Below are 21,765 nucleotides of genomic sequence, written 5' to 3' on the forward strand. Positions count from 1 at the left end.
ACATCCCTCCCCCTGCCGTGCTATGTTGTCTTGAGAGGGTCATCGAAATCTGCGAGTAGCAGCGCCATGGCAAAGCATCACGTCAATCCGCAAGGCGGGGCAAAACTGGCGGCTCTCGATCCGATCTGGGATCGCGTGCGCTCCGAGGCGGAGGACATCGTTCGCCGCGAGCCGGAACTTGCCTCTTTCATCTACGCGACCGTGCTGCATCACGACCGCCTGGAGGATTCGGTGGTGCATCGCATTGCCGATCGTCTCGATCACGTGGCCCTGTCGGGCGACCTGATCCGGCAGACCTATGACGAGGCGCTGCGGGATGACCCCGATCTCGGCAACGCCTTCCGCGCCGACATGGTGGCAGTGTACGACCGCGACCCCGCGACTTCGCGCTTCATCGAACCCTTGCTCTATTTCAAGGGTTTCCATGCGATAGAGACCCATCGTCTGGCGCACTGGCTGTTTAAAAAGGGCCGCAGGGATTTCGCCTATTATCTGCAGAGCCGTTCGTCGGCCGTATTCCAGACCGATATCAATCCGGCGGCCCGGATTGGCCGTGGAATCTTTCTCGACCACGCCACCGGCTTCGTTTGCGGCGAAACCGCCGTCATCGAGGACGACGTCTCGATCCTGCATGATGTAACGCTCGGTGGCACCGGCAAGGAGAACGAGGATCGCCATCCCAAGATTCGCCATGGCGTCTTGATCGGGGCGGGCGCAAAAATTCTCGGCAATATCGAGGTTGGCCATTGTGCCCGGATCGCCGCCGGCTCGGTGGTGGTCAAGGCGGTACCGCATAACGTGACGGTGGCCGGCGTCCCCGCCAGGATCGTGGGCGAGGCCGGCTGTGCCGAGCCTTCACGCACCATGGATCAGATGCTCAACGCGACCGGATTGTAATTTTCGAACATGTGATCGAGCAGAGCCGAAGGATTGATCTTGCGGCAAAAAGTGGTTTTGCGCTTCGACGCGGAGCCCGCTATAAGCCTCCGCTTGTAAGGGCCCTATGAGACGGCTGGCGGTTGGTGCCGTCCCGTCCTGGAACTTCCCGAAACCCTGGATTTAATATCGCATTGGAGACTGCCGTGGACGTTCAGGAAGTCAGGAAACTCGACGCTTACCTCAAGCGCCTGTTCGGTAACCCCAGGATTCGTGTGGTTCCTCGGCCGAAGAAGGAAGATTCAGCCGAGGTCTATATCGGCGAGGAATTCATCGGCGTGCTGTTCGTTGACGACGAAGACGACGATCGCTCGTTTCAATTCCAGATGGCGATCCTCGAGGACGATCTGGTCGAACAGGGTTAGCACTTGCATCGAAGGCTCTCGATGGCGGAAGCTTACGGGCCGCGGCCTTCGCTTGGCTTGCCGTGCACCTGCCGTGCCAGGTCATCCATCGCTTCGGCGACGTCGCGCCAGTGCGCAAGCCAGTTGCGCTGAAAGCGAAATGTCAGATCGGCGCCATCGACGCGGCGTTCGCTCAGGCACGTTCCGGGTGTTGCCGCGTCACGGGTACAGCGTGCGGTGATATCGGGCGCGATCGCAGAGAATAGATCTTCGCCGCCGTAGGGCGAGCCGTCGCGAAACGCGCGCATGCTCAATCCATCCTCCACGAGCGCTGGGGCCTGTTCGAGATAACGCGGATAGATGGTGCGAGCGCGCATATCCGGCGCCAGCGAATCATGATGCGCGGCAATCGAAAGAAAAATCCGGTCGATCGGCTGCACCGTCACGTCGAGATTTCCTGCGCTGACATGTTTTGGCGGTTCGGGCGGCTCCAGCGAAGGAAATGAGAAGCTGAGATCGACACGTTCCTGCGGTCCGGAGTGCCGCTGGATATCCATACGGATCGCTGCTGTCGGCACATTGAAGAGGGTGCCGCCGATGCTCACCGGCAATCGCGCCGGACCGCTTGTAACCTCCGCTTCCCAGGTCGGCCACAACAGAAAGGCGACGAGGCCGATCGCGGCCGCCGCGATCGTGCCGGCAAGCAGGATCGGCACGAGATGGCCGCGGCGATCGGTGCGCGAAATGCGGGCGATGTGCTGAGCCGTCGAAATAAAAGTCATGAACTGGCGGTCTTTGAGAAAGGCTCGAGGCCACGCGCGGGACGAATCAGCTGCAACTATGCCATGCGATCTCGCAGTTCTGCATGGCTTAGCGAATGAACCGGCAGCGGTGCCACGCCACCTGCGTTAACCTTTCCTTAAGGATGTTGTGGCGGCCAGCCGTCAATTTTGCCAAGCAGGCGGGTCTCAAAAGTGCAAGCGGATGAGCCCTCCAATGTCGCCCGATGCGTTGAATTCCTTCTTCTCACTTTGCATCGGCTTTTCGCTCGCCGGCGCGCTCACGAGCGGATATCAGGCGGTGGTGCAGCGTCCGGCCGGTTTCGGCTTGCTGCAAGAGGGCGTGGCGCCGAGGACCTTCGCCGCCGTTCCGTTTCTGGTATTTGCGGCGCCCTTCATCATCATGCGCAACACGCTCCGCGGCGCGCCGATCGAAAATCGCCGTCTGGAATTCGTGATGATGGCAACGATCCTGGCCGGAATCTGGAGCCTGATGTCGGGTACGTTCTTCCTGATGACGCTACGCGCCGCCGGATTGCTGGCCTGAATTTTCCTGCCTCGACGGTCGAAGGTTGGAATAGAAGCGCCAGCTGTGCCAAAGTCTCCCGGGCTAAGGAGACTTTGAACTCATGGCGATCTACGAACTCGACGGGCAGGCGCCCGAACTTCCCGCAAACGGCAACTTTTTTATCGCCGACACCGCAGTTGTCATCGGCAAGGTCCGTTTGCTCGCCAACGCAAGCGTCTGGTTCGGCGCAGTCCTGCGCGGCGACAATGAATGGATCGAGATCGGCGAGAATTCGAATGTGCAGGATAATGCGACCTGCCATACCGACCTTGGCTTTCCCTTGACCATCGGCAAAGGCTGCACGGTCGGCCACAATGTCATCCTGCATGGCTGTACGCTGGAAGACGGCGCGCTGGTCGGGATGGGCTCGATCGTCATGAACGGCGCAAGAATCGGACGCAACAGCATCGTCGGTGCGGGAGCCGTGATTACAGAAGGCAAGGAATTCCCGGAAGCTTCGCTGATCATCGGCGCGCCGGCGCGCCTGATCCGAGCGCTGGATCCCGCCCAGGTGGCGAGGATGGGAAGTGCGGCAATGTTTTATGTCGGCAACGGGCCGCGGTACAGCAAGGGCCTGAAGAAAATCGGTTGAAGCGTTCCTTGCGCCCAGCGAGCCGGTGTTCCGGTTCTGATACTCGCATTTGCGAATGTCAGAACCACCACACCAGCCGCTTGATTATGATCGTGATTTCTTCTTTCTCGGCGACGCTGCGGCGCCCGCGTTTCTCTTCGGGCTCTCTGGAAGCGAAGCGCTCTTGCGCAGCGCGTCCTTCAGATCAATGGGAATGCCGTGCTTTTTCAGAAGATCGGCGAACGCTTCGTCCGCGAGTTCCTGGAAAGTGGCCATCCGGTCGCGCCCGAGCTGCTTGAGCTTGTCGAACGTGTCGTCGTCGAATGCGATCAGTTTGCGCACGCTTGTGTCGGCTCCTTCACCCGCCTTGATGCTTCGCGGTGCTGCAGTCGCTGGCCAAGAATTATCAGGGATCACCGCGCACGCCAAACGCTCGCGAAGCCATCGCCAGTGCGATCGGCGCGTGGCGATGGCGATATTCATCAGCCGTTCATCTTTGGGACAAGAGGAAACACGTACCGCGATCACGTTTGATGGTTGGCAACCGACGCAGCGGTCGCGCAGACGTGACAAAAAAACGCGGGCAATTCTTCACCACCCCGCCTAGATTTCGGAACGGGATCGCACCCAGAGAGTAGTGATCAAAGGGCAGGGGCTGTCAGGAGGGAGAGATGTTGCGTAAAACGATAATCGCCTTTTGCGCAGTTGCGTCGATCGGCATGCTCGCGCCGAGCGCCGCGCTCGCGGCTGGCCATGGCGGTGGCGGCGGTGGTGGCCACGGCGGCGGTGGTGGCTGGGGCGGCGGCGGCCACGGCGGTGGTGGCTGGGGCGGCGGTGGTGGCTGGGGCGGCGGCGGTGGTCGTGCCGCAGTAAGCAGCGGTAGCTTCGGAGGCAATTTTGGCGCAAGCTCAGTTCGTAGCGGCAGCTTCGGCAACAGCTTCGCGCGCACGACGGCTGTCGGTCCTGCCGGCGTAGCAGGAGTTCACGGTAGCCGCTGGGCCAGCAGCGGATTCAATACCGGTTTCCGACACGGTGGTTTCCGCCATGGATTCCATCGGAACAGGTTCTTTGTCGGCGGAGTTGGATTCGGATTCTGGCCGTACGACGATTACTATGATTACCCCTACTACGACTACGGCGGCTGTTACGTCGTGGAACGGCGCGTTCATACCAGGTATGGCTGGCGCATCGTGCCGGTGCAGGTCTGCGGGTAATTTTTCGCGTTCCGCGACTTTCGGCTCGCTCCGGCTCGATCAATTCCGGTCGGTATTTGGCCGGCAGAGAAAAAAAGCGGCTCCGATGCATTTCTGCACCGGAGCCTTTTTTCAGCCAAAACTCACAAGGCTTAAAGGCGATGAATTTAGGTCGAATCGCCGTCGCGCTTTGGTTTATTGTTTACGCATGATCTTCTCGGAAAACCGCTGCACACTTTGCGCTAACGCGGCCCTTCGGGTCCGGATCATGCGTTAGCCGAGGACGTTGTATTTCTTGAACCAGGATTGCATCTGGCTCCAGGCGTCTTCGGCAGCTTCCTTGCGATAGCTGGCGCGATAATCGGCGTGGAAGCCGTGCGGCGCGCCCGGATAGATTTTGAACTCGGCGGGTTTGTTGGCCTTGGCGAGCGCGGCCTTCAGCGCCTCGACATCGGCGACCGGAATACCGGTATCCGCCTCGCCATATAACCCGAGCACCGGCGCTTTCATCTCGGGCGCGAGTTGGGTCGGACTCTTCGGCCAGAGCGGGTTGGGCGCATCGACCGGCGGCCCGTAAAACGAAGCGCCTGCCTTCAACGTACCGCTGTGGGCGGCATATTCCCAGACCGTGCGTCCGCCGCGGCAAAATCCGATGATGCCGAGGCGATCCGTATTGCCGCCTTGCGATTTGGCCCAGGCGACCGTGGTGTCGAGATCGGAAAACAGTTCCGCATCCGGCTTGGCATTCACGATCGGCAGCAGTGACGGAATGTCCGTCATTTTGGTCAGATCGACGCCCTTGCGGAAATAATAGTCGGGTGCGACGGCGAAGGCACCAAGCTTGGCAAGACGCCGCGTCACGTCGCGGATGTATTCGTGCAGGCCGAAGATTTCCATCGCGACCAGAATGACCGGCGGATTGGCCGCGTCCTTGGGACGCGCGAAATAAGCGGGCATTTCGCCGTCGGCGACCTTGATCTTGACGTCGCCCGCGGTGAGGCCGCTGGTGTCGGTCTTGATGACGTCGGCGCGCACCGGACCGGCGGCGAGCGTGTAGCCGGCCGCGACGGCGGCGGATGCGGTCATGAAGCCGCGGCGTGAAAATGGCGCGGCTCTGGTCAGTCCGATGACGTCGGGCGTCAGGAGAGTTTCACTCATATGGATTCCTTTAAGGCGCTGTTGGAGGCGCGCATCCAGCAGGCAATTGCCGCCAAACGCAAATCATCAGACTGCGAGGAATGGTCGCCTCGCAGGCGCAAAGTCGCGGAGATCGGCCCAAAACCGCCCGCGACTGCGCAAGACAACGTAAAACACAAGGCCGTCGGCGCAGTATGACCGCCAACGGCCTTGCCAGCCCGGATCTTAAATTGGCTTACGCCCTCCGGTAAGGTGACCATGGCCCAGCTTGGTTCCAGCCATTGTGATCCATTTCACAAATGCAGCAAAAAAGTCGCGCGGTGGCGGCTTTGTCACTTCGACCCGGACTGGAAACGCCTTAAACGGCCTCAAAAAAGTGCGGCCAGCCTTTTGGGGGAAAGGCTGGCCGCGCGCGATCCGGTCTGGGACGGGGAGGGGTGGGGATGTGACCGGGTCGCGTTTCCTTTAGTCTCCTAGTTACTGGCGGTCGCGGGCGCTGGCGGTAGAGACCGCAGGCCGCGCGTCGCCGAGCGCGACCCAGACATTGGGATCGCTCTGCGACTGGCGCTTGACGAAGCGGTATCCAGTCTCGGTCCAGGCCACGACGTTTTCGTTCTGGTTGTCCAGAACGAACTCGCCCTTGTCGCTCTTCACGGTCAGCACGGCATGGCCTTCGCCCATCTTGTCGCGGACCACCGTGATCAGAAGCGCTTCACGCGGCCAACCGGCATCCATCAGCATCTTGCGCTTCAACAGCACGTAATCTTCGCAGTCACCGTAGCCGTCGGTCGGCAACGACCATTTCTCGATCACGCCCCAATGCTCCATGTCGGTCATGGGTCTGACGTTCTCGTTGACCCAGCGGTTGACGCGTGTCAGGTCGCGCCAGGCCGATTGCGTCATCACGACGTCGCGCGGTTGCGACGGGCCGCCGCGGCATTCGTCCGGGGTCTCGGCGCAAAACTCGACCCAGCCGATCGGCGCGCGGGTGGCATCGCCGATGCTCGCATAAAGTACCCGTTCGTCGGCGGCGCGCGCCGACGCACTCAATCCCAACAGGATGGCGATGACCGCCAGGCCCTTTCCCTGCTCCCTGCATCCAAACATTGTGGCCCCCGTTTTTTCTTGTTGGGACCACCTTTCGCATAAAGGTTTTGCGCCGCCGCTAAATAGACCAGGTAAAATCGAGACGAATACGAATAAATACTTCGGATAAATCGATCTATACTTGATTCAATTTCGATTAGAATTTTAAACAACTGTAATTGATTCAAATTTTATGCGTTAACGCGGATCGCCCCGGCCATGCTGAGGTTGCTGGAGGTGCAGAAGGCGGCGTTAACGCGGCACATCCGCTCCCAACACGCTGCGCCCGACATCACGCGGGGCCGCCGCAGGGCCCAAAAAGAAAGGAAATCGAAAGGGATTAGGCCTTTACCTCGTGCTAACCCTGTTTTCGACAAGGGCGGAAGAACTTGGCAAGCCGCCAACTCCGTGCATGTGCAATGCGCAGTAGTGGAGTGGATTTGACATTCGCCACCCACCTAGCGCCCACTTTCCGAAGTTCGTGTCCCGTTGCAGCACCCATCTTTCACGAACTTCGGAAAGTCATGGGCACTAGCAAACCTATTACTCCTGTGCCGCTTTTCGATTTGAAGTTCCTGGATCAAATACGCCGCTTGCACCGCAGGAACTTCAAATCGGCGGCACTGGCCGCAAGCTTCAAGGGCGAATGTCAAATCCAAAACTCCACTAGAATCGATATTTGCTGGTGGTCCTTTGATTCCAACATTCGCAAGACAGCCTGCCGAGATGGGATGCGAATGTTGGAATCGGACCACTAGAGCAACGAGGTGATCATGAAACACGTAGCTGGGAGCTTCCCAATCGTCCTTTGTCTTGTGATGAGCACTCCGGCCCTGGCGGAGGAGCAGGTCCGGATCAATCCGACCGATCCACAGCCGACCTGCATCATGTGTCCCGGCAGTTATATTCCCTCGGCCGAACTCGATCGCTACACGGAGAAGGCCATCGCGGAAAAGCTGATCGACCAGCAGGTCCGCGACATCGATATCGGCAAGGCGCGCGTCGGCATCGGCGTGGTTCATCGCGGCAAGCTCGACAAGCCGGCGCCCAATTCAGTGGCCGAACATGACCAGATCAGCGAGGTCTATCATGTGATCTCCGGAGCGGCGACGCTGGTGCTTGGTCCCGATATCCTCAACCGCGAGCGGCGCCCGGCGACCATGCGCACGGTCCGCGAATTCAACGGGCCCGGCAACAACGGCTCGGAAGTTCGTGACGGCATCGCCTACGAAATCAAGGCCGGCGACGTCGTCGTGATCCCGGCCGGTACCGGTCACTGGTTCACCAGGATCGACGACCACATCGACTACCTGATGATACGGATCGATCCGGACAAGGTGACGCCGCTCAAGGGCGAGGTGCAATCGCTGGAATATCTGTCGAAGCCGGCGCCGCGCGGCGAGTGAGAGGTTGGCGGCTTTGCGGGCCTCCAAGGGATGTACTTGTTCGAAGTCCGATCTTGGCTGGAAAGTTCCAGCCAAAGGCGGGATGGACGTGGTACTATCTCCGCTACCTGCGGTGATCCGCAAAGGGAATCCCACGGGAGGGAGACCCAAATGGCTTCGGATCAGGTCAAGCGCAAACTCGCCGCCATACTCGCCGCCGATGTTGCCGGTTATAGCAGGTTGATGGGCGCGGATGAGGCCGGTACGCTCGCCCGCCTCAAGGAATATCGCCGAGAGCTGATCGACCCCAAGAACAAGCAATATCGCGGTCGCGTCGTGAAGACGACTGGTGACGGTATTCTCATTGAGTTTCAGAGCGTCGTGGATGCAGTATCCTACTCGATCGAGATCCAGCATGGCATGCACGACCGCAACGCCGGTGTCCCTGCTGAGAAACGCATAGAATTCCGCATCGGGATCAACGTTGGCGACGTCATCATCGAGGGACGCGACCTCTATGGCGACGGGGTTAACATCGCGGCTCGATTGGAGGGGTTAGCTGAACCGGGCGGCATCTGCATATCGCGTACCGTCCTCAATCACGCGCGCGGCAAGGTCGCCTTCGAGGTCGAGGATCTGGGAGAGCAGGCCCTGAAAAATATTGCCAACCCCATCCATGTTTACCGCGTCCTCCTCAATTCCAGCCGGGAGCCAACGATGTGTCGGTCCACCGATCCGGTGCTGGCTTTGCCGGACAAACCGTCGATTGCGGTTCTGCCGTTCCAAAACATGAGCGGCGATCCCGAGCAGGAATATTTCACTGATGGCATGGTGGAGGAGATCATCACGGGGCTGTCGCGCATGCACTGGCTCTTCGTGATCGCGCGAAACTCGAGCTTCGCCTACAAGGGCAAATCCCCCGACGTCCGGCAGGTCGGCCGCGAACTTGGTGTGCGCTACGTGCTTGAGGGTAGCGTGCGCAAGGCGGCGAACCGACTGCGCATCACCGGCCAGCTCATCGACGCTTCGACGGGCGCGCATCTCTGGGCAGACCGTTTTGACGGCGGCCTCGAAGACGTGTTCGAGCTGCAAGACCATGTGACATCCCGCGTCATTGGCGCCATTGCACCGAAACTGGAACAGGCCGAGATCGAACGCGCCAAGCACAAGCCGACCGACAGCCTCGACGCCTACGACTATTATCTCCGTGGGATGGCGAGCGTTCACCGCTGGTCGAGGGAGGGCGTAGGCGAGGCGCTGCAGCTATTCTACAAGGCAATAGAGCTCGACCCCGATTTCGCATCGGCCTATGGGCTGGCCGCCTGGTGCTACTTTTGGCGCAGGGTAAATGGCTGGATGACCGACCTCGTGCAAGAGGTCCCGGAGGCCAATCGGCTGGCCGTCCGAGCCGCGGAGTTGGGCAGCGATGATGCGGTCGCGCTTTCATTCAGCGGGCTTACGATTGGCTGGGTTGGCGGCGACGTTGAAGGCGCTGCCGAGTTGACCGACCGTGCGCTTGTTCTCAATCCGAACCTGGCAGCCGCTTGGAGCTCTAGCGGGTTTTTGAAAACCCTTCTCGGCGACCCGGAGGTGGGCATCGAGCACCTGGAGCGCGCCATGCGGATCAGCCCTCTCGATCCCCTGATGTTCTTTATGGAGAATATTGCCGCGCTGGCTCATTTCCTTGCCGGTCGGTATGACGAGGCTTGGCTGCTGGCGGAACGAGCCTGCCGGAAACAGCCGTATTTTTTGGGTGCTATCCGAGTCGCTGCCGCCGGCAACGCCGCCGCCGGGCGCCTGGACGATGCGCGAAGGTGGATTACACGTGCACTTCAGCTCGATCCCGAGTTGCGCGTTTCCAATCTCAGGGATCGGGTATCATGGTTTCGCCCCGACGATTTCGCCAAATACGTCGAAGCGCTGCGTAAGGCAGGACTTCCGGAATGATCGGCTTCGTGCACGCCCTCTGGTCAGGTGATCGGTTGGCGACGAGATCCTGTGTCAGCGATTGGCCCGCAGCCGAAGCGCGCGTTTTTCGATTTTTTTCGGCTGTCGCGCAGGCCACACGCCTCGCTGCACCACAAACATCCAGAGTGCGTGGCCGGCCTCCGTCACTAGAGCCTATTCGGTTTTGATAGAATCAAAACCGGGCTCTACTCTTTTGTTTTGACGCGTTTTCTTCACGCGAACCGGTTTCCACTTCGCTCGAAAACGCTACAGGATACGCCGTGCCTGCTGCGCCCGCGTCGACCGGCCTGAGCGCGGATGGGGGGATCGAACTGCCGCAGCCCGGCGAGGGCCTCTTCCAGCGCTCGCCCTATCCGTCCATTAGCGCGCGGTGACGCTTTCTTCGAGCGTCTCGGCCATCTGCTCGTGCATGAATTCGAGCGCAAAACCCTCCTCGAGGTTTCGCACCACGCGCGACTGAACCTTGCCGAGCATGACCAGCGATTTGAGTGGCGGGCGGTTCTCGGCTGCGATCGCCGCTCCCGAGCGCGACATATCGATGATCCGGCAGGTCATCTTGGTGCCGTCCTCGAGCGTGAGCAGCGCGATCGGGTTGCGCGGGATGATACGATCGTGGCGGCGATCTTCGGGCAGGTTCAGGATGTCGCGGTTGGCAAGCCAGGTCAGCTGGGCGGCGAGCTTGTCGCGCTTGCGGGCGGTCGCACCCACCGTCATGGCAAAGCCATTGTCGATGATGCGGGTGATCCTGCCCTCGACCCGGCCGATATGGTCGAGATAGGCGATCACGCGGTCGCCGACATTGCCGATGCCGGGCGCCAGCAACGCCAATCCCCCCGGCGACATATTGATGATCTGGCAAGGAAATTCGCGCCGGTCGGGCAGCATATAGCGCCCAAGCAGGTGGACCTTCACCCGCTGGAAGCGCCTTCGCTCTTCGGCGGACGGAAGCGCCGATTTCTTGTTCGCCAAAGCCATCTTCGACTACCCAACAATCGCCTCCACCCTACGGCCGGCAGGGTTAATGAGCCGTTAGCAATATCTTTGCCAAGCGCAATCAGGCCATTTTCGGCCGCGCCACAGGCAGGCGATTGAATCCCCAGAGCAGAACCGGGCAGGCCAGAAGCACGGCGGCACCAACATCGAAGGCAGACGCCGCCGCGCCGGTCCATTTGGCGTGGGCTCCCGCCACAACCGGCCCCAACATCATCGCCGCGTAATAGAGGGTGTAGAAAATCCCCATGCCGATCGCGCGCGTCCCGGATTTAAGCACGCGCGCGGGCAGGCTCATGATCGGCCCGGCCGGCAGGCCGCCGATCAAGCCGAGCGCCGTGACGATCGGCACCACCGCCTCGCTGCGGGGCAGCGCGATCATCGCGACGGCGAAGGCGATGCAGGCCGTGACGAGAAGGAAATCGGGGCGGGCGGTGCGATCGGCGACAAATCCGCCAAGCGGCACCGACACCACCGCAAGCCACACCACGATGCTGATCACCGAACCTGCGGCCGAGATCGACCAGCCGCGCTCGACCAGCATCGAGGGTCCGAAGCTGAAGATCATCGCAAAGCCGACATTGAACAGACCCCACATCAGGCCTGCCGTAATCACCGCGATCAAGGCGGTTCGATCGAGCCGCGGTGAAGCCGCCGCCGAGGGGACCGAGACCTGCGCGGGGACGCGATAGGCGATCGCGAAAAGAAACAGCGCCAGGGCGATGAAAGCGGCGACCGCGAGATAGACCGCACCGATGCCGAAGGTGGTACCGATCAGGGGTAGCGTCAGCAGCGAAAGCGCAATTCCCGCCGGCCAGGAATTGACGAAGATCGCCATCGCGGTGGCGATCTCCTGGCCGACGAACCAGTCGGCGACCATCTTCGTCATCTGTACGTTCAGCATGACGCCGCCCGCGCCACTGACGAGCCTCCCCGCAATCTGCACCGACCAGGAAGACGACAGCGCCATCGCAAGTCCGCCGATCAGCATCATGAGCAGCGCCGCAACCACGGTCTGCTTGTCGCCGAACCTGTGCCCGATCGCGCCGCCCGGCAGCGCGAGCGCCACGCCGGGCGCAAAATAGAGTCCGATCAGCATTCCAATGTCGGCAAGAGAGACGCCGAACGCATCGCCCAACAAGGGCGCGACCGCCGCAACGCTCTGGAACTGAAACGCCATGGTGAGGCGAACCGAGACCAGGATGGCAACGACAAACCAGCGGTTTCGCAATGCATCACCTGAAAATGCGTCACAACTCAAATGGCAATCGCAGGCTGGATGGTCGCGGCGCGGCTGTCAATCGGATGGGCTCAAAACCGATTATTGGCACGGCCGGCCGCTTCACATAGGCTTTCTTGAGCCCGCACTGTCGATCAACCATCGCCGAAGAGCCAGCGAGGAGCCATGGAACAGATCCGCGTTTGCACCTATGACGGACCCGGCGCTCAGCCTGTCATTCGTTCCGTGCCGTGGCCGAAAATTCCGAACAACGCGGCGCTGATCAAGGTCGGTGCGTGCGGCGTTTGCGGCACCGATCTCCATATCCTGAAAGGCCACTGGCCCAAACCGTTGCCGTGGCCGTTCACGCTCGGCCATGAGATCGGCGGCGTGCTGGTCGAGCTGGGCTCGGAATTTCGCGAAGACTTCATGAGCAAGCCGCTTGCCGTGGGATCGAAGGTGATGATCCCGCCGCTGATGCCGTGCGGCCGTTGCTACTACTGCATTCACTATCCGCAGAGCGCCAACAAGTGCCTGACTCCGGTCTATTACGGCCGTTATCTCGGCTTCGACAAGGCGCCGCATCTGTGGGGCGGCTGGGCCGAATATGTCTATGTCGATCTCGACATGCTGCCGGGAACCAAGATCTACAAATTGCCCGATGACATGTCGCTGCGGCTGGGGGCCCTGTCGGAGCCCTTGACCTCCTGCATCCGCGCCTTCAACCGCGCGACCCGCGCCGGCGGCTTCACCTGGGGAGACACGGTCGTCATCCAGGGCTCCGGCCCGATCGGGATACTCGCGGTCGCAGCCGCACGCGAGATGGGCGCCGGCAGGGTGATCTGCGTCGGCGCGCCGGAGACCCCGCGGTTGAAGCTGGCGCGCAAGTTCGGCGCGGAGGCCACCGTGAACATTGAGGAACTCGCGACGCCAGAGCAACGTATCAAACATGTGCGCGACATCGTCGGCGGTTTCGGTGCCGATCTGGTGATGGACTGCTCGGGTCATCCGAGCGCCGGCCCCGAGGGCATCGAAATGCTGCGTGACGGCGGCACCTATGTCGAGATGGGTCAGTTCACTGACGCCGGCTCGATCAATACGTCGTGGCACCGCATCTGCACCAAGGACCTCAACGTGCTCGGTTCGTGGGGATTCACCGGCAATGATCTGCCCCTCGGCGTCGACATGCTCTATCGCACGCGCAACAAATATCCCTGGCTCGAAATGCAGACGCTGTATCCGTTTTCCGCCGAAGGCGTCGCCCAGGCGGTGGCCGACGCCATCGCCATGAAGACGGTGAAATCGACGATCGTGCCGTGGCCTGAGCTCTAAGTGGCCGGCCCAGCCCGCGAGCCCGCCTCGGTTTCGGTTACTGCCCCCGGCCATTTGACCGTTGACTGCGGTCTATTCCGACATTGACGCCGGTTTCTCCTTAGGTATCAATGAGCAGGGATGATTTTTGCCGACCCGCTTATGGCAGACCGATGCGCGATCGCCCCGATCCCTGGCGGCGTGCTTTGGCAGATCCTTCCGAACTGCCTGTTTTAGCGCGTCGCGAACCACCAAGACGAAATGGTAGGGCATGATGGCCAATCAGGGCAAAGCGTCTCTCTCGCGTGCCATCGATCGTGACCTGCGGCTCGATCTGTACCGCGGGGCAGGACTGTGGATGATTTATCTCGACCACATTCCGCACGACGTCGTGGCCTGGCTCACCTTGCGCAACTACGGCTTCAGCGACGCCGCCGAGTTCTTCGTTTTCATTTCCGGCTATCTGGCGGGGTACATCTACGGCCCGATCATCAAGACCGGGCATTTCCTGGCGGCGTTAAAACGGCTGTGGAAGCGCGCCGCGGAAATGTATGTCGCCCACATTATGCTGTTTTTGATCTTCACGGCCCAGATCGCCCGCACGGTCAGGAAATTCGACAACCCGTTGTATGAGGACGAATTCAACGTCCATAATTTCCTTTTGCACCCGGACGTCCTGATCGGGCAAGCGCTCACGTTGCGCTACAAGCCGGTCAATCTCGACGTGCTGCCGCTTTTTATCACCCTGGTCGCCGCCGCACCGCTGGTTCTGTGGGCGATGGTGCGCCGCCCGAATCTCACCCTTCTCGGCTCCGTCATTCTCTATGTCCTGGCGCGGATGTTCGACTGGAATTTCGCTTCCTACCCGCCCGGGACCACCTGGTACTTCAATCCGTTCGCCTGGCAATTGATGTTCTTTTTCGCGGCATGGTGCGGTATCGGCGGCGCTGCCAAAATCTGGCCCATCATCCAGTCTCGCGCGGCGTTCATCATGGCGCTGGTGTGGATCGCGTTCGGGTTCCTGATCGTGATGAGCTGGCACGTCGCGTTCCTCGACGCCATGGTGCCGAAATGGATGATCAAGTTGATCTATCCGATCGACAAGACCGATCTCGACATGCTGCGGTTCACCCACTTCCTCGCCGTGGCGGTCGTCGTGTCGCGATATGTGCCGCGCGATTGGAAGGCGCTCAAGTCCAGATGGCTGCGCCCGCTGATCCTCTGCGGCCAGCATTCGCTTCCGCTCTTCTGTTTCGGCGTGTTCCTGTCCTTTGCCGCGCACTGGATCCTGATGCAGTACAGCAGGGGATTCTGGGAGCAATTGCTGGTCAGCCTGGGCGGCATCCTCATCATGGTTGCACTCGCATGGGTCCTGGATCGGGCGAGGAAGGTCCCGGACCTGTTCGTCGATGTGGCCGAGGTCGAGGAAGGCAAGATGGTGGTGCTGGAGCAGGGAAAGGCGTGATTTCCCTCAACGCATCAGAGCTTGTGTCCCTTCTGGCGTAGCGCGTCGGTCAGGCGCGCGCGCAGGTCGTCGGAGGCCTTGCGGCCGATATCCTGTCCGACCACGGCTGCCTGCTGTGCGATAATGGGCGACTTTTCAAGCAGCTTTTGCCCGGTCGGCTGACGATAGAACGCCTCGATGTCGCGCAGCTCGGAGGCCGAAAAATTGTTGGCGTAGATGGCAGCGATGGCATCGACCATCGACGAGTAATAGGGCGCAAACGCGTCGGCGACCGCCGGCAGCATGGCCTCGTAGTCGCGTTCGATCTCCGGCCTGTCCTGGGTCAGCGTGGGCTTGAGGGCGAGCAGGATTGCCGGCAACAGCGCCTTGTATTGATCGCCGAGCTTCATCGTCGTCACCAGACTGCGCGCCGCGGCCATGGCCTCAGGCGAGGGCGTCTGCGCGGGCGCGGCGGCGATCGAGCCGAAAAACACGCATGCGATGATCAAAAGACGTCTGGCCATGGTTTCCTCCAATAAACGCCCGCGATGCCGTATGGAAAATTGAACTCCCCCGCTAGTGTCCCGATTCCGAAGTTCGCATCAATGTGCGGCGGCCTCGTTCGCGAACTTCTGAACCGCCATACTAGCCTTTTCTCGCGGCAATACCCCTCCGCGCGGCCCCGGTGAGGAGAAGGTGCCTTTCGGCATCAGGTTTGTCCAGACGAGAGCTGGTCCAATTCGGGCCACTGGGCGCGCTGCGCGTATCGGGCGGGCGAGCACCGAAGGGGTGCTCGCCTATTCCTTTGCGCCCGGCCAAGGCTTTCGTCCGCAAGCCTTCGCGCCAAGGGAGGCGTACGCGACAAATTCCGGCAATGCTGCCGGCGCGGGCTGATGAAGTGATCGAATAGCGGGTTTTCGCGCTTTCGCTTTAGCGCAAACCCTCATAGACCATGAGCCCGCGCGCGACCCGTAGCTTGCGCAAGGCGCGGGGGACAAGGCGTTCCGGCGGCGGGTGGCCGAGATAGCGCCATGAGGTCAGCTTGAAATCGCGCAGGCCGCCTCCGCCGTTGTCAAACGGCGCGAGCAGTCCGGTCAGGCTGAGCGGGGCGTGCGCCCGATGGCTGAAAGGCAGCAGCAGCAATTCCAGGTGCGCCGGCGTGCCGTTTTCGGAAACCGCGGTGATGCCGGCAACTGCGGCGAGCATTTCCTCGGTCACGACCGTGATGATGTCCTCGATTTCCCGGCGGCCGTCCCCGGTGAACAGTTCCGAGAAGCTTCTATCCTTCAGATCGCGGCCGAGCAGGGCGCAGAGCCGCGTGCCGGCGACGCGAAACGGAAAGCGGGCGGCGGCATCGCAGGACAGTACGAAGATGTCGGGAAGCAGTTCGCGCACCGCTTCGGGCTCGATCTCACTGCGGTCGGGTGCCCGCGCACCGGCTCGCTTCGCGTCCCAATATGCGAAGAATTGCTGGTTTGACGGATGCTTCATGCCTGGCCTCGCCCCCGGTGCCTGGCGCTTTGGGACATCTCTGTCCCACTTTCGCGCACACGCATTCCCGGTTTCTGTTGTGCAAGACAGACCCTGCAGCGTCCATGCCGGAGCGGCCGTGGCGGCCGGCTTTGCGCGGTTAAGGTTAAGTTTACCATGGGCCGCCACAGGGTGTTTTAGTGCTAAAACATCCTGAGGTATGTGGTTGATTATATTGCTTTTTTTAGGCCGGCTGCGCTGTTAACCTGTGCTGGCTAAACCGCCACATGGCGGCCCGGCAATCAAAATTGCCTTATTGGGGCCGCCCAGCCGCAGGGGGCAAACAGTGCCGATAGTGAAATTAAGCCAAACCTTCGTGGACAAGCTGCGCGCGCCACATCCCACTGGAAAACAAGTGATCTATCTCGACACAGTCACCAAGGGCTTCGGTGTTCAGGTCTCGGGGACGACGACAGCAATCGACTACATCGCGCAGCGCGACCTACCGAGAAGGGTTCGTGGCGCTAAGAAGCAAACGAGACGCGTTAACATCGGCCCGACAAATTCCGGGCTACTTAGGCTCGAAGTTGCTCGCGAGCGGGCAGAGGATCTGTTGGACCAAATTCGGCGCGGCATAGACCCGAAGGCAAAGGCCGAGGCTGAGCCCGAGGCGGCGATGTACACGTTGCGCGAGGCTAAGGAGAGATATTTCGTCGCCAATAAGAAGCTGAGCGCGGGCAGCAAGCGCGCCTACGGGCAGATTGACCGTTATCTCGCAGACTGGCTGGACCAGCCGCTGTTGTCCATCAGCCCCGAAATGGTGGAGGAGCGGCATCAGACGATTGCGAACAATATCGCGCAGGGCGGGCGTTATGACGGGAAGGCGACGGCAAATGCAACGATGGTAACCCTCCGGGTTCTCTGGCGATGGGCCGCCAAGCGCATCACTCTGCCCGAGTGCCCCATTGCTCGGCTGCAGGACGAGGATCAGTGGTTTCCGAAGCAGCGTCGGACAAGCCGAGTGCCCGCGGAAAAGCTGCCCGCGTTCTATCAGGCAGTGTGCGCACTCGAGAACAGGACTTCACGCGACTTCCTGTTGCTCCTCATGTTCACGGGCTTTCGAAAGACCGAGGCAGCACAACTGAAGTGGACCGACATTGATCTCGTTCAGCGCATTGTCACGCTGCCCGCGCCCAACACCAAAACCAAGAAAATGATCGAGATACCGATGAGCGATGTCATCTACGACTTGCTGGTTTCGCGCCGCGCCCTCGGCGACAGCTCCGAGTACGTCTTCCCCGGCCGCCGAGCCGGCAAACCAATCAGCGACACGCAGCGCCCGTTTCAACACGTGAAGAAGACGACCGGCATCGCGGTCAGCGCTCACTCGCTGCGCCGAGGTTTCCTCAAGGTCGGGGCGTCCGCTCGCGTGAATATCGTGTGGCTAAAAGCGTTGTGCAATCACGCACTCCCTCCCGACGTTACGGCCGAGCACTACCTGGCCCCTGAGGTCGAGGACCTGCGCGAGCCTGCACAGCAGGTGTGTGACAAGATGCTCGCGCTCTGCAGCGTTCAGCCTGTCGTAGGGTCCAACGTGGCAAAGTTGCGCTAGGTGAGGGGACCTAGACGGCGGCGCGGCCGGGCTGAGCTGGTCAGACGTCGATCTCTTACGCAAGGCAATCGAAAGCCAACGAGCTGTTGACGCAGTACCTGCGCCGCACATTTGCCTCCGTCGCCGCCGATACGCCTGAGGTGAGTTGGCTTGCGCTAAAGCTCCTGCTCAACCACACAACAAGGGGCGACGTGACCGCTGGCTACGTGCAGATTTCAACTGAGCAGCTGCGGGTGGCAGTGCAGCGGGTGGCCGACAACATGTTGGCTTTGTGCGACGTGCAGCACATTGCTAAGGGTAATGTGGCACGGCTGCGCTAAAGCAACGGCTTTATCGCCCGTCCAAAACATTCTCGGCCGGAACTAAGATTTGCAGAACATCTTCGTCGAAGGTGCCAAGTTTTATTCCAAGACATAATCTGTCGAAATCAATCTTGAGTATCGCGGCGCCAAGGACCTTGACGAGATACTCGCCTCCGTGGGGCGAAGACTGGACAGAGAGCGATAGGTACGGCCGAGAATTGAGGCAAAATCCGGAGAACCAGAGTGCTGAAAAAGGCGGTCTGAAAATCGACAAAACCTTTGAGAGGGTTAGCGCCAATCCAGGCCGCTCTATTTCCCCGGGTGGTCACTACGGCTTAGTGGACGTCCTTGATGCCGATGATAGCATCGGCGTGATTAACGAACCTAATAAGGGCACGTACTTTGGTAGCTGCATCTTCCCATCCATTGGCTTGCCAACCGCCGATGGAGCCCGAATCTTGAAGATTATTTAGATAGATCGCGAGTTTATTAAGACCCACGAGCCCTGGGCGGGACAGTGTAAACGTGCACAAAAACCCGCCACCCTGAGGGATAGGCTCGGGATCAGCAACGAAGTCCGTCCTAGCCGTACCAATGGCTGGTGCAGAAGCATCGTTGGTCGCTTGGGGAACCGGAGCGATAACTTTGTCGGACGGACCTGATACCTTAACCTTCGGCTTGTCGGTAGGGCCAGGAGTCTGTGGGGCTTGCTGCGTCCTCTTAGTAGCTTTTTTATTCCCTTTGCGCCGTGCTGGCTTTGCCGATTTTTCGCGTGGTTCGTGAGAATCTTGTTTCGACTCCTCCGCTCGCTGTTGGTTCTCCGCATCGGTAAATTCGTCTCTCGTTCCGATCGCCATGTAGGCCATTTCCTCCATTGAAAAGTAGGAGGATGTAACAACGAAAAGGGTTCGAAAAATGACACGGCAATCTCGCTCATGTTAACACACTAGGAGAGGCGCAAGGTTCCCGAAAGGGACCAGGGACCTCTGCTTGGAACTTCCAACGCAACCGAATGGCCTTGAGGAGGAGGTTCGTGCCGCCATGATGTTTCAATTAACTTTAGATTTGCGCGGACGATCTGGCGTAGGCGCCTGATCGTACCTGGGTTCGCGTCCCCGATGGCGGTGCTGTCCATCATCACCGGCGGCGGCAAATGGGTGGAAATGACCATTCCAGCCGACCCGCCTCGACCCTTGGCCGCGCGGTGGTTCAATGCAAAAAAGGTGAGGGGGTTCGCCGGTCTCAGCACAGCGCCAGAACTTCCGCTCCGCGGTCAGGAGCAGATGCTGGTAGAGCGCTGGCCCAGCCGGTTCACCGACAACGTCGAATGGTGCGGAACCTTGTCGTCGAGATCGAGCTTGCAGAACCAGCGGTAAGCAAGATGCAGCGCCACTTCCTGGCACAACCGGCGCTCATGACGAATGCCGCAGCAGTAACCGACCAGGAGCATCCGGATCATCAGTTCGGGATCGACCGAGGGCCGGCCGATGTCGCTGTAAAACGCCTTAAGTTGGTCGTGCAAGTCGGCCAGAACGGCCGTCGCGAACACGTTGATCCGTCGCAACAGGTGCTCCGCCGGGATCACCTCGTCGAGGCTAAACTCGTAAAACAGCTGCCCTTGATCTCGGTCCTGCCGCCCCATCATCGCCGAATCTCCTGCCGCCTCCCATGCAGGAATCACTGTTCGCTCGGCTCCTCAACCCCTTTTTCGACAGCATCGACCCAAATGCGACATCAAGCCTCATTCGAGTTGGATGCCATTTCTGACTCGCCCCCGATTGCAGGTGGTAGTCTTTAGTGAATTGCACAAAGGCTTGGGGCCACATGCACGGGCGCGAGTTCATAACGCTTCGCGGTGTTGCGACCACCATGTGGCCGCTTCGTGTGCGTGCGGCGACAGCCGGCGCATGGGCGCCGCCAGATTTGCCGGCCTCAGCGGGAGTGGCCCATGCCCGTCACTAGCGCTCTGGTGATCGGCGGCAGTTTGGCGGGCATGTGCGCCGCCCGCGTATTGAGCGACGTCTTCGATAAGGTCACGATTATCGAGCGCGACGCCTATCCCTCGGCGCCCGACTTTCGACCGGGCATTCCGCAAGCTCGCCACGTTCACAACCTGCTCGCACGCGGACTGCGCGAGTTCGAGAGCTTCTTCCCCGGCTTCGAAGCCCGGATGCGTGAGCGTGGTGCGGTACCCGTGGAAACCGGCTGGGACACCGCGACGCTGTGGCCGCATGGATGGGCCCGGCGCGCTCACACCGGACTATGGCAACTCTACGCCAGCCGGCCACTTATGGAGGGTACTGTCCTCGAGTTTTGTAGACGTCTACCCAACGTGACCTTTCTCGAGCGTACCGAGGTGAGCGCGCTACGCGCCGCCGGCGGAAGCCAGCGCTACTGCACCGGCGTAGAGGCCCGCACCCGCGATGACGGGCAGACCCGCACGCTCGAGGCCGATCTAGTAGTCGATGCGAGCGGCGCACATTCAAAAAGCGGTGAGTGGTTGCAGCAGTTGGACCTAGCCGTGCCGGAGGATGAGATCGTTGAGGGCTATAGTGGCTACAGCTCAAGATGGTTCACAAGCGATGAGGCGTGGCCGTCGGAATGGTGGTGGAAAGTACTCTTTCTCCGCCTCGCTACGCCCGAGCGGCCGTATTTCATCGGCTTCTTTCCAATCGAGAGCCAGCGCTGGCTATTGAGCTACATCGGCGTGAACAAGTCATACCCGCCGCGGGGCGAGTCGGATTTCACCGCAGCCCTGGAGCGTCTCGCGACCCCGGTCGTGCATCAGATGGTGCGGCGCATGGAATCGATTTCGCCGGTTTATTCCAGTCGCGCGACGCGGAACCGATGGCGGCATTATGAGCGCTGGCGGACACCGCTGGACAGGTTCATCGCGATCGCCGATGCGGCCTGCTCGTTCAATCCACGATTTGGCCAGGGCATGAGCGCCGCCACGGTCTCAGCCCGGCTCCTGCAGGAGTGCCTCGCCAGGTACAGCGTCGCCGACTCACGCCTTCCGCGCGCTTTTTTTGCCGCACAGGCGCGTTTTCAGCGGACGCCTTGGCTGTTCGCGGCGGCCGACGATTTGCGGCTGCCGATGAGCGTAGGCAACCGGTCATTGTCGATACGGCTGTTCAACTGGTATCGGCTGCAGTTGGTGACCTGCCCCGACCGGCAGGTGGGCGCTCAGCTTGGCCAGGTGACTCAGTTCTTGCGGCCGATATCATCGCTGTTCGCACCGCAGATCGTCTCGCGTGCGCTCGTCGCATCGACTAGCCGGCGGATCAAGGCAATCGGGCGAAAGCCTTCATCGCCGTCCATTGCGCCGATGCCACCCGACGCGGAGGCACGGCCCGTCGTTCCTTAACTAACGGGATAACTTGCAAGGCGATAATTTTGCCCGATAAAATGTTGTAGGGAGTTGAGGCGCAGTTGCGGCTCTCGTCGTTT

Annotated in this window: 21 protein-coding genes and 2 pseudogenes; 12 read left to right on the forward strand and 11 right to left on the reverse strand. The window is 60.6% G+C overall.

Features of this window, described 5'->3' with window-relative positions; translation table 11 throughout:
* Nucleotides 1–66: 66 nt before the first annotated feature.
* Nucleotides 67–897 (forward strand): serine O-acetyltransferase, encoded by an 831-nt coding sequence (gene cysE, locus VNX23_RS05660; protein WP_325628201.1) that lies wholly within the window; start codon nt 67–69, stop codon nt 895–897.
* Between the two features lie 185 nt (nt 898–1,082).
* Nucleotides 1,083–1,301, forward strand: coding sequence for a DUF3126 family protein (locus VNX23_RS05665; RefSeq protein WP_325628202.1), 219 nt, complete (start codon nt 1,083–1,085; stop codon nt 1,299–1,301).
* Between the two features lie 32 nt (nt 1,302–1,333).
* Here the strand turns inward: VNX23_RS05665 and VNX23_RS05670 are convergent, their stop codons facing one another.
* Nucleotides 1,334–2,062: a hypothetical protein gene (locus VNX23_RS05670; RefSeq protein ID WP_325628203.1), complete on the reverse strand. Its 729-nt coding sequence runs from the start codon at nt 2,060–2,062 to the stop codon at nt 1,334–1,336.
* 214 nt (nt 2,063–2,276) lie between these two features.
* Between VNX23_RS05670 and VNX23_RS05675 the strand changes: the two genes are divergently transcribed.
* Nucleotides 2,277–2,606, forward strand: coding sequence for a DUF6949 family protein (locus VNX23_RS05675; RefSeq protein ID WP_325628204.1), 330 nt, complete (start codon nt 2,277–2,279; stop codon nt 2,604–2,606).
* An 82-nt stretch (nt 2,607–2,688) separates the two neighbouring features.
* Nucleotides 2,689–3,219 carry a gamma carbonic anhydrase family protein gene (locus VNX23_RS05680; protein WP_325628205.1) on the forward strand — a complete coding sequence of 177 codons (531 nt, stop codon included), beginning with the start codon at nt 2,689–2,691 and terminating at the stop codon, nt 3,217–3,219.
* An 84-nt stretch (nt 3,220–3,303) separates the two neighbouring features.
* Here VNX23_RS05680 and VNX23_RS05685 read toward each other — a convergent pair whose 3' ends face one another.
* Entirely contained in the window at nt 3,304–3,540 is a 237-nt protein-coding gene (locus tag VNX23_RS05685; protein ID WP_325628206.1) for a hypothetical protein, read from the reverse strand.
* A gap of 329 nt (nt 3,541–3,869) precedes the next feature.
* Between VNX23_RS05685 and VNX23_RS05690 the strand changes: the two genes are divergently transcribed.
* Nucleotides 3,870–4,412 (forward strand): hypothetical protein, encoded by a 543-nt coding sequence (locus VNX23_RS05690; RefSeq protein WP_325628207.1) that lies wholly within the window; start codon nt 3,870–3,872, stop codon nt 4,410–4,412.
* Between the two features lie 252 nt (nt 4,413–4,664).
* Here VNX23_RS05690 and VNX23_RS05695 read toward each other — a convergent pair whose 3' ends face one another.
* Nucleotides 4,665–5,549 carry a dienelactone hydrolase family protein gene (locus VNX23_RS05695; RefSeq protein ID WP_325628208.1) on the reverse strand — a complete coding sequence of 295 codons (885 nt, stop codon included), beginning with the start codon at nt 5,547–5,549 and terminating at the stop codon, nt 4,665–4,667.
* Nucleotides 5,550–6,005: 456 nt separating this feature from the next.
* Nucleotides 6,006–6,635 carry a transglutaminase-like cysteine peptidase gene (locus tag VNX23_RS05700; protein ID WP_325628209.1) on the reverse strand — a complete coding sequence of 210 codons (630 nt, stop codon included), beginning with the start codon at nt 6,633–6,635 and terminating at the stop codon, nt 6,006–6,008.
* Between the two features lie 797 nt (nt 6,636–7,432).
* Between VNX23_RS05700 and VNX23_RS05705 the strand changes: the two genes are divergently transcribed.
* Nucleotides 7,433–8,020, forward strand: a complete 588-nt coding sequence (locus VNX23_RS05705) for a hypothetical protein (RefSeq protein WP_325628210.1) — start codon at nt 7,433–7,435, stop codon at nt 8,018–8,020.
* Nucleotides 8,021–8,170: 150 nt separating this feature from the next.
* On the forward strand, nt 8,171–9,946 hold the full coding sequence (locus VNX23_RS05710; protein WP_325628211.1) for an adenylate/guanylate cyclase domain-containing protein: 1,776 nt from the start codon (nt 8,171–8,173) through the stop codon (nt 9,944–9,946).
* Between the two features lie 381 nt (nt 9,947–10,327).
* Here the strand turns inward: VNX23_RS05710 and VNX23_RS05715 are convergent, their stop codons facing one another.
* Nucleotides 10,328–10,942 carry a PilZ domain-containing protein gene (locus VNX23_RS05715; RefSeq protein ID WP_325628212.1) on the reverse strand — a complete coding sequence of 205 codons (615 nt, stop codon included), beginning with the start codon at nt 10,940–10,942 and terminating at the stop codon, nt 10,328–10,330.
* Between the two features lie 79 nt (nt 10,943–11,021).
* Nucleotides 11,022–12,188: a CynX/NimT family MFS transporter gene (locus VNX23_RS05720; protein WP_325628213.1), complete on the reverse strand. Its 1,167-nt coding sequence runs from the start codon at nt 12,186–12,188 to the stop codon at nt 11,022–11,024.
* 174 nt (nt 12,189–12,362) lie between these two features.
* Between VNX23_RS05720 and VNX23_RS05725 the strand changes: the two genes are divergently transcribed.
* Both VNX23_RS05725 and VNX23_RS05730 read left to right on the forward strand, forming a co-directional pair.
* A complete protein-coding gene (locus VNX23_RS05725) occupies nt 12,363–13,508 on the forward strand; it encodes a zinc-binding dehydrogenase (protein WP_325628214.1) in 1,146 nt (381 codons plus the stop codon).
* A 253-nt stretch (nt 13,509–13,761) separates the two neighbouring features.
* A complete protein-coding gene (locus VNX23_RS05730; protein WP_325628223.1) occupies nt 13,762–14,952 on the forward strand; it encodes an OpgC domain-containing protein in 1,191 nt (396 codons plus the stop codon).
* Nucleotides 14,953–14,966: 14 nt separating this feature from the next.
* Here VNX23_RS05730 and VNX23_RS05735 read toward each other — a convergent pair whose 3' ends face one another.
* Together VNX23_RS05735 and VNX23_RS05740 are read right to left on the reverse strand one after the other, a co-directional pair.
* Complete coding sequence (locus tag VNX23_RS05735; RefSeq protein ID WP_325628215.1) at nt 14,967–15,455, reverse strand: DUF2059 domain-containing protein; 489 nt, start codon at nt 15,453–15,455, stop codon at nt 14,967–14,969.
* A 406-nt stretch (nt 15,456–15,861) separates the two neighbouring features.
* On the reverse strand, nt 15,862–16,422 hold the full coding sequence (locus VNX23_RS05740; RefSeq protein ID WP_325628216.1) for a PAS domain-containing protein: 561 nt from the start codon (nt 16,420–16,422) through the stop codon (nt 15,862–15,864).
* A 325-nt stretch (nt 16,423–16,747) separates the two neighbouring features.
* Between VNX23_RS05740 and VNX23_RS05745 the strand changes: the two genes are divergently transcribed.
* Nucleotides 16,748–18,013, forward strand: a complete 1,266-nt coding sequence (locus tag VNX23_RS05745; RefSeq protein ID WP_325628217.1) for a tyrosine-type recombinase/integrase — start codon at nt 16,748–16,750, stop codon at nt 18,011–18,013.
* Between the two features lie 86 nt (nt 18,014–18,099).
* Nucleotides 18,100–18,333 (forward strand): hypothetical protein, encoded by a 234-nt coding sequence (locus VNX23_RS05750; protein WP_325628218.1) that lies wholly within the window; start codon nt 18,100–18,102, stop codon nt 18,331–18,333.
* Between the two features lie 317 nt (nt 18,334–18,650).
* On the opposite strand, the gene VNX23_RS05755 is transcribed toward VNX23_RS05750, so the two are convergent.
* The 3 genes and pseudogenes from VNX23_RS05755 to VNX23_RS05760 all read right to left on the reverse strand — a co-directional run.
* A complete protein-coding gene (locus VNX23_RS05755) occupies nt 18,651–19,172 on the reverse strand; it encodes a hypothetical protein (protein ID WP_325628219.1) in 522 nt (173 codons plus the stop codon).
* A gap of 342 nt (nt 19,173–19,514) precedes the next feature.
* Nucleotides 19,515–19,610: pseudogene (locus tag VNX23_RS30970) on the reverse strand (endonuclease); the annotation flags it as partial.
* 2 nt (nt 19,611–19,612) lie between these two features.
* Nucleotides 19,613–19,960: pseudogene (locus VNX23_RS05760) on the reverse strand (transposase); the annotation flags it as partial.
* A gap of 303 nt (nt 19,961–20,263) precedes the next feature.
* Here VNX23_RS05760 and VNX23_RS05765 point away from each other — a divergent pair.
* Nucleotides 20,264–21,682: an FAD-dependent oxidoreductase gene (locus VNX23_RS05765; RefSeq protein WP_325628220.1), complete on the forward strand. Its 1,419-nt coding sequence runs from the start codon at nt 20,264–20,266 to the stop codon at nt 21,680–21,682.
* Nucleotides 21,683–21,765: the final 83 nt, after the last annotated feature.

It is taken from the genome of Bradyrhizobium sp. (assembly GCF_035570375.1).
Lineage (GTDB): Bacteria > Pseudomonadota > Alphaproteobacteria > Rhizobiales > Xanthobacteraceae > Bradyrhizobium.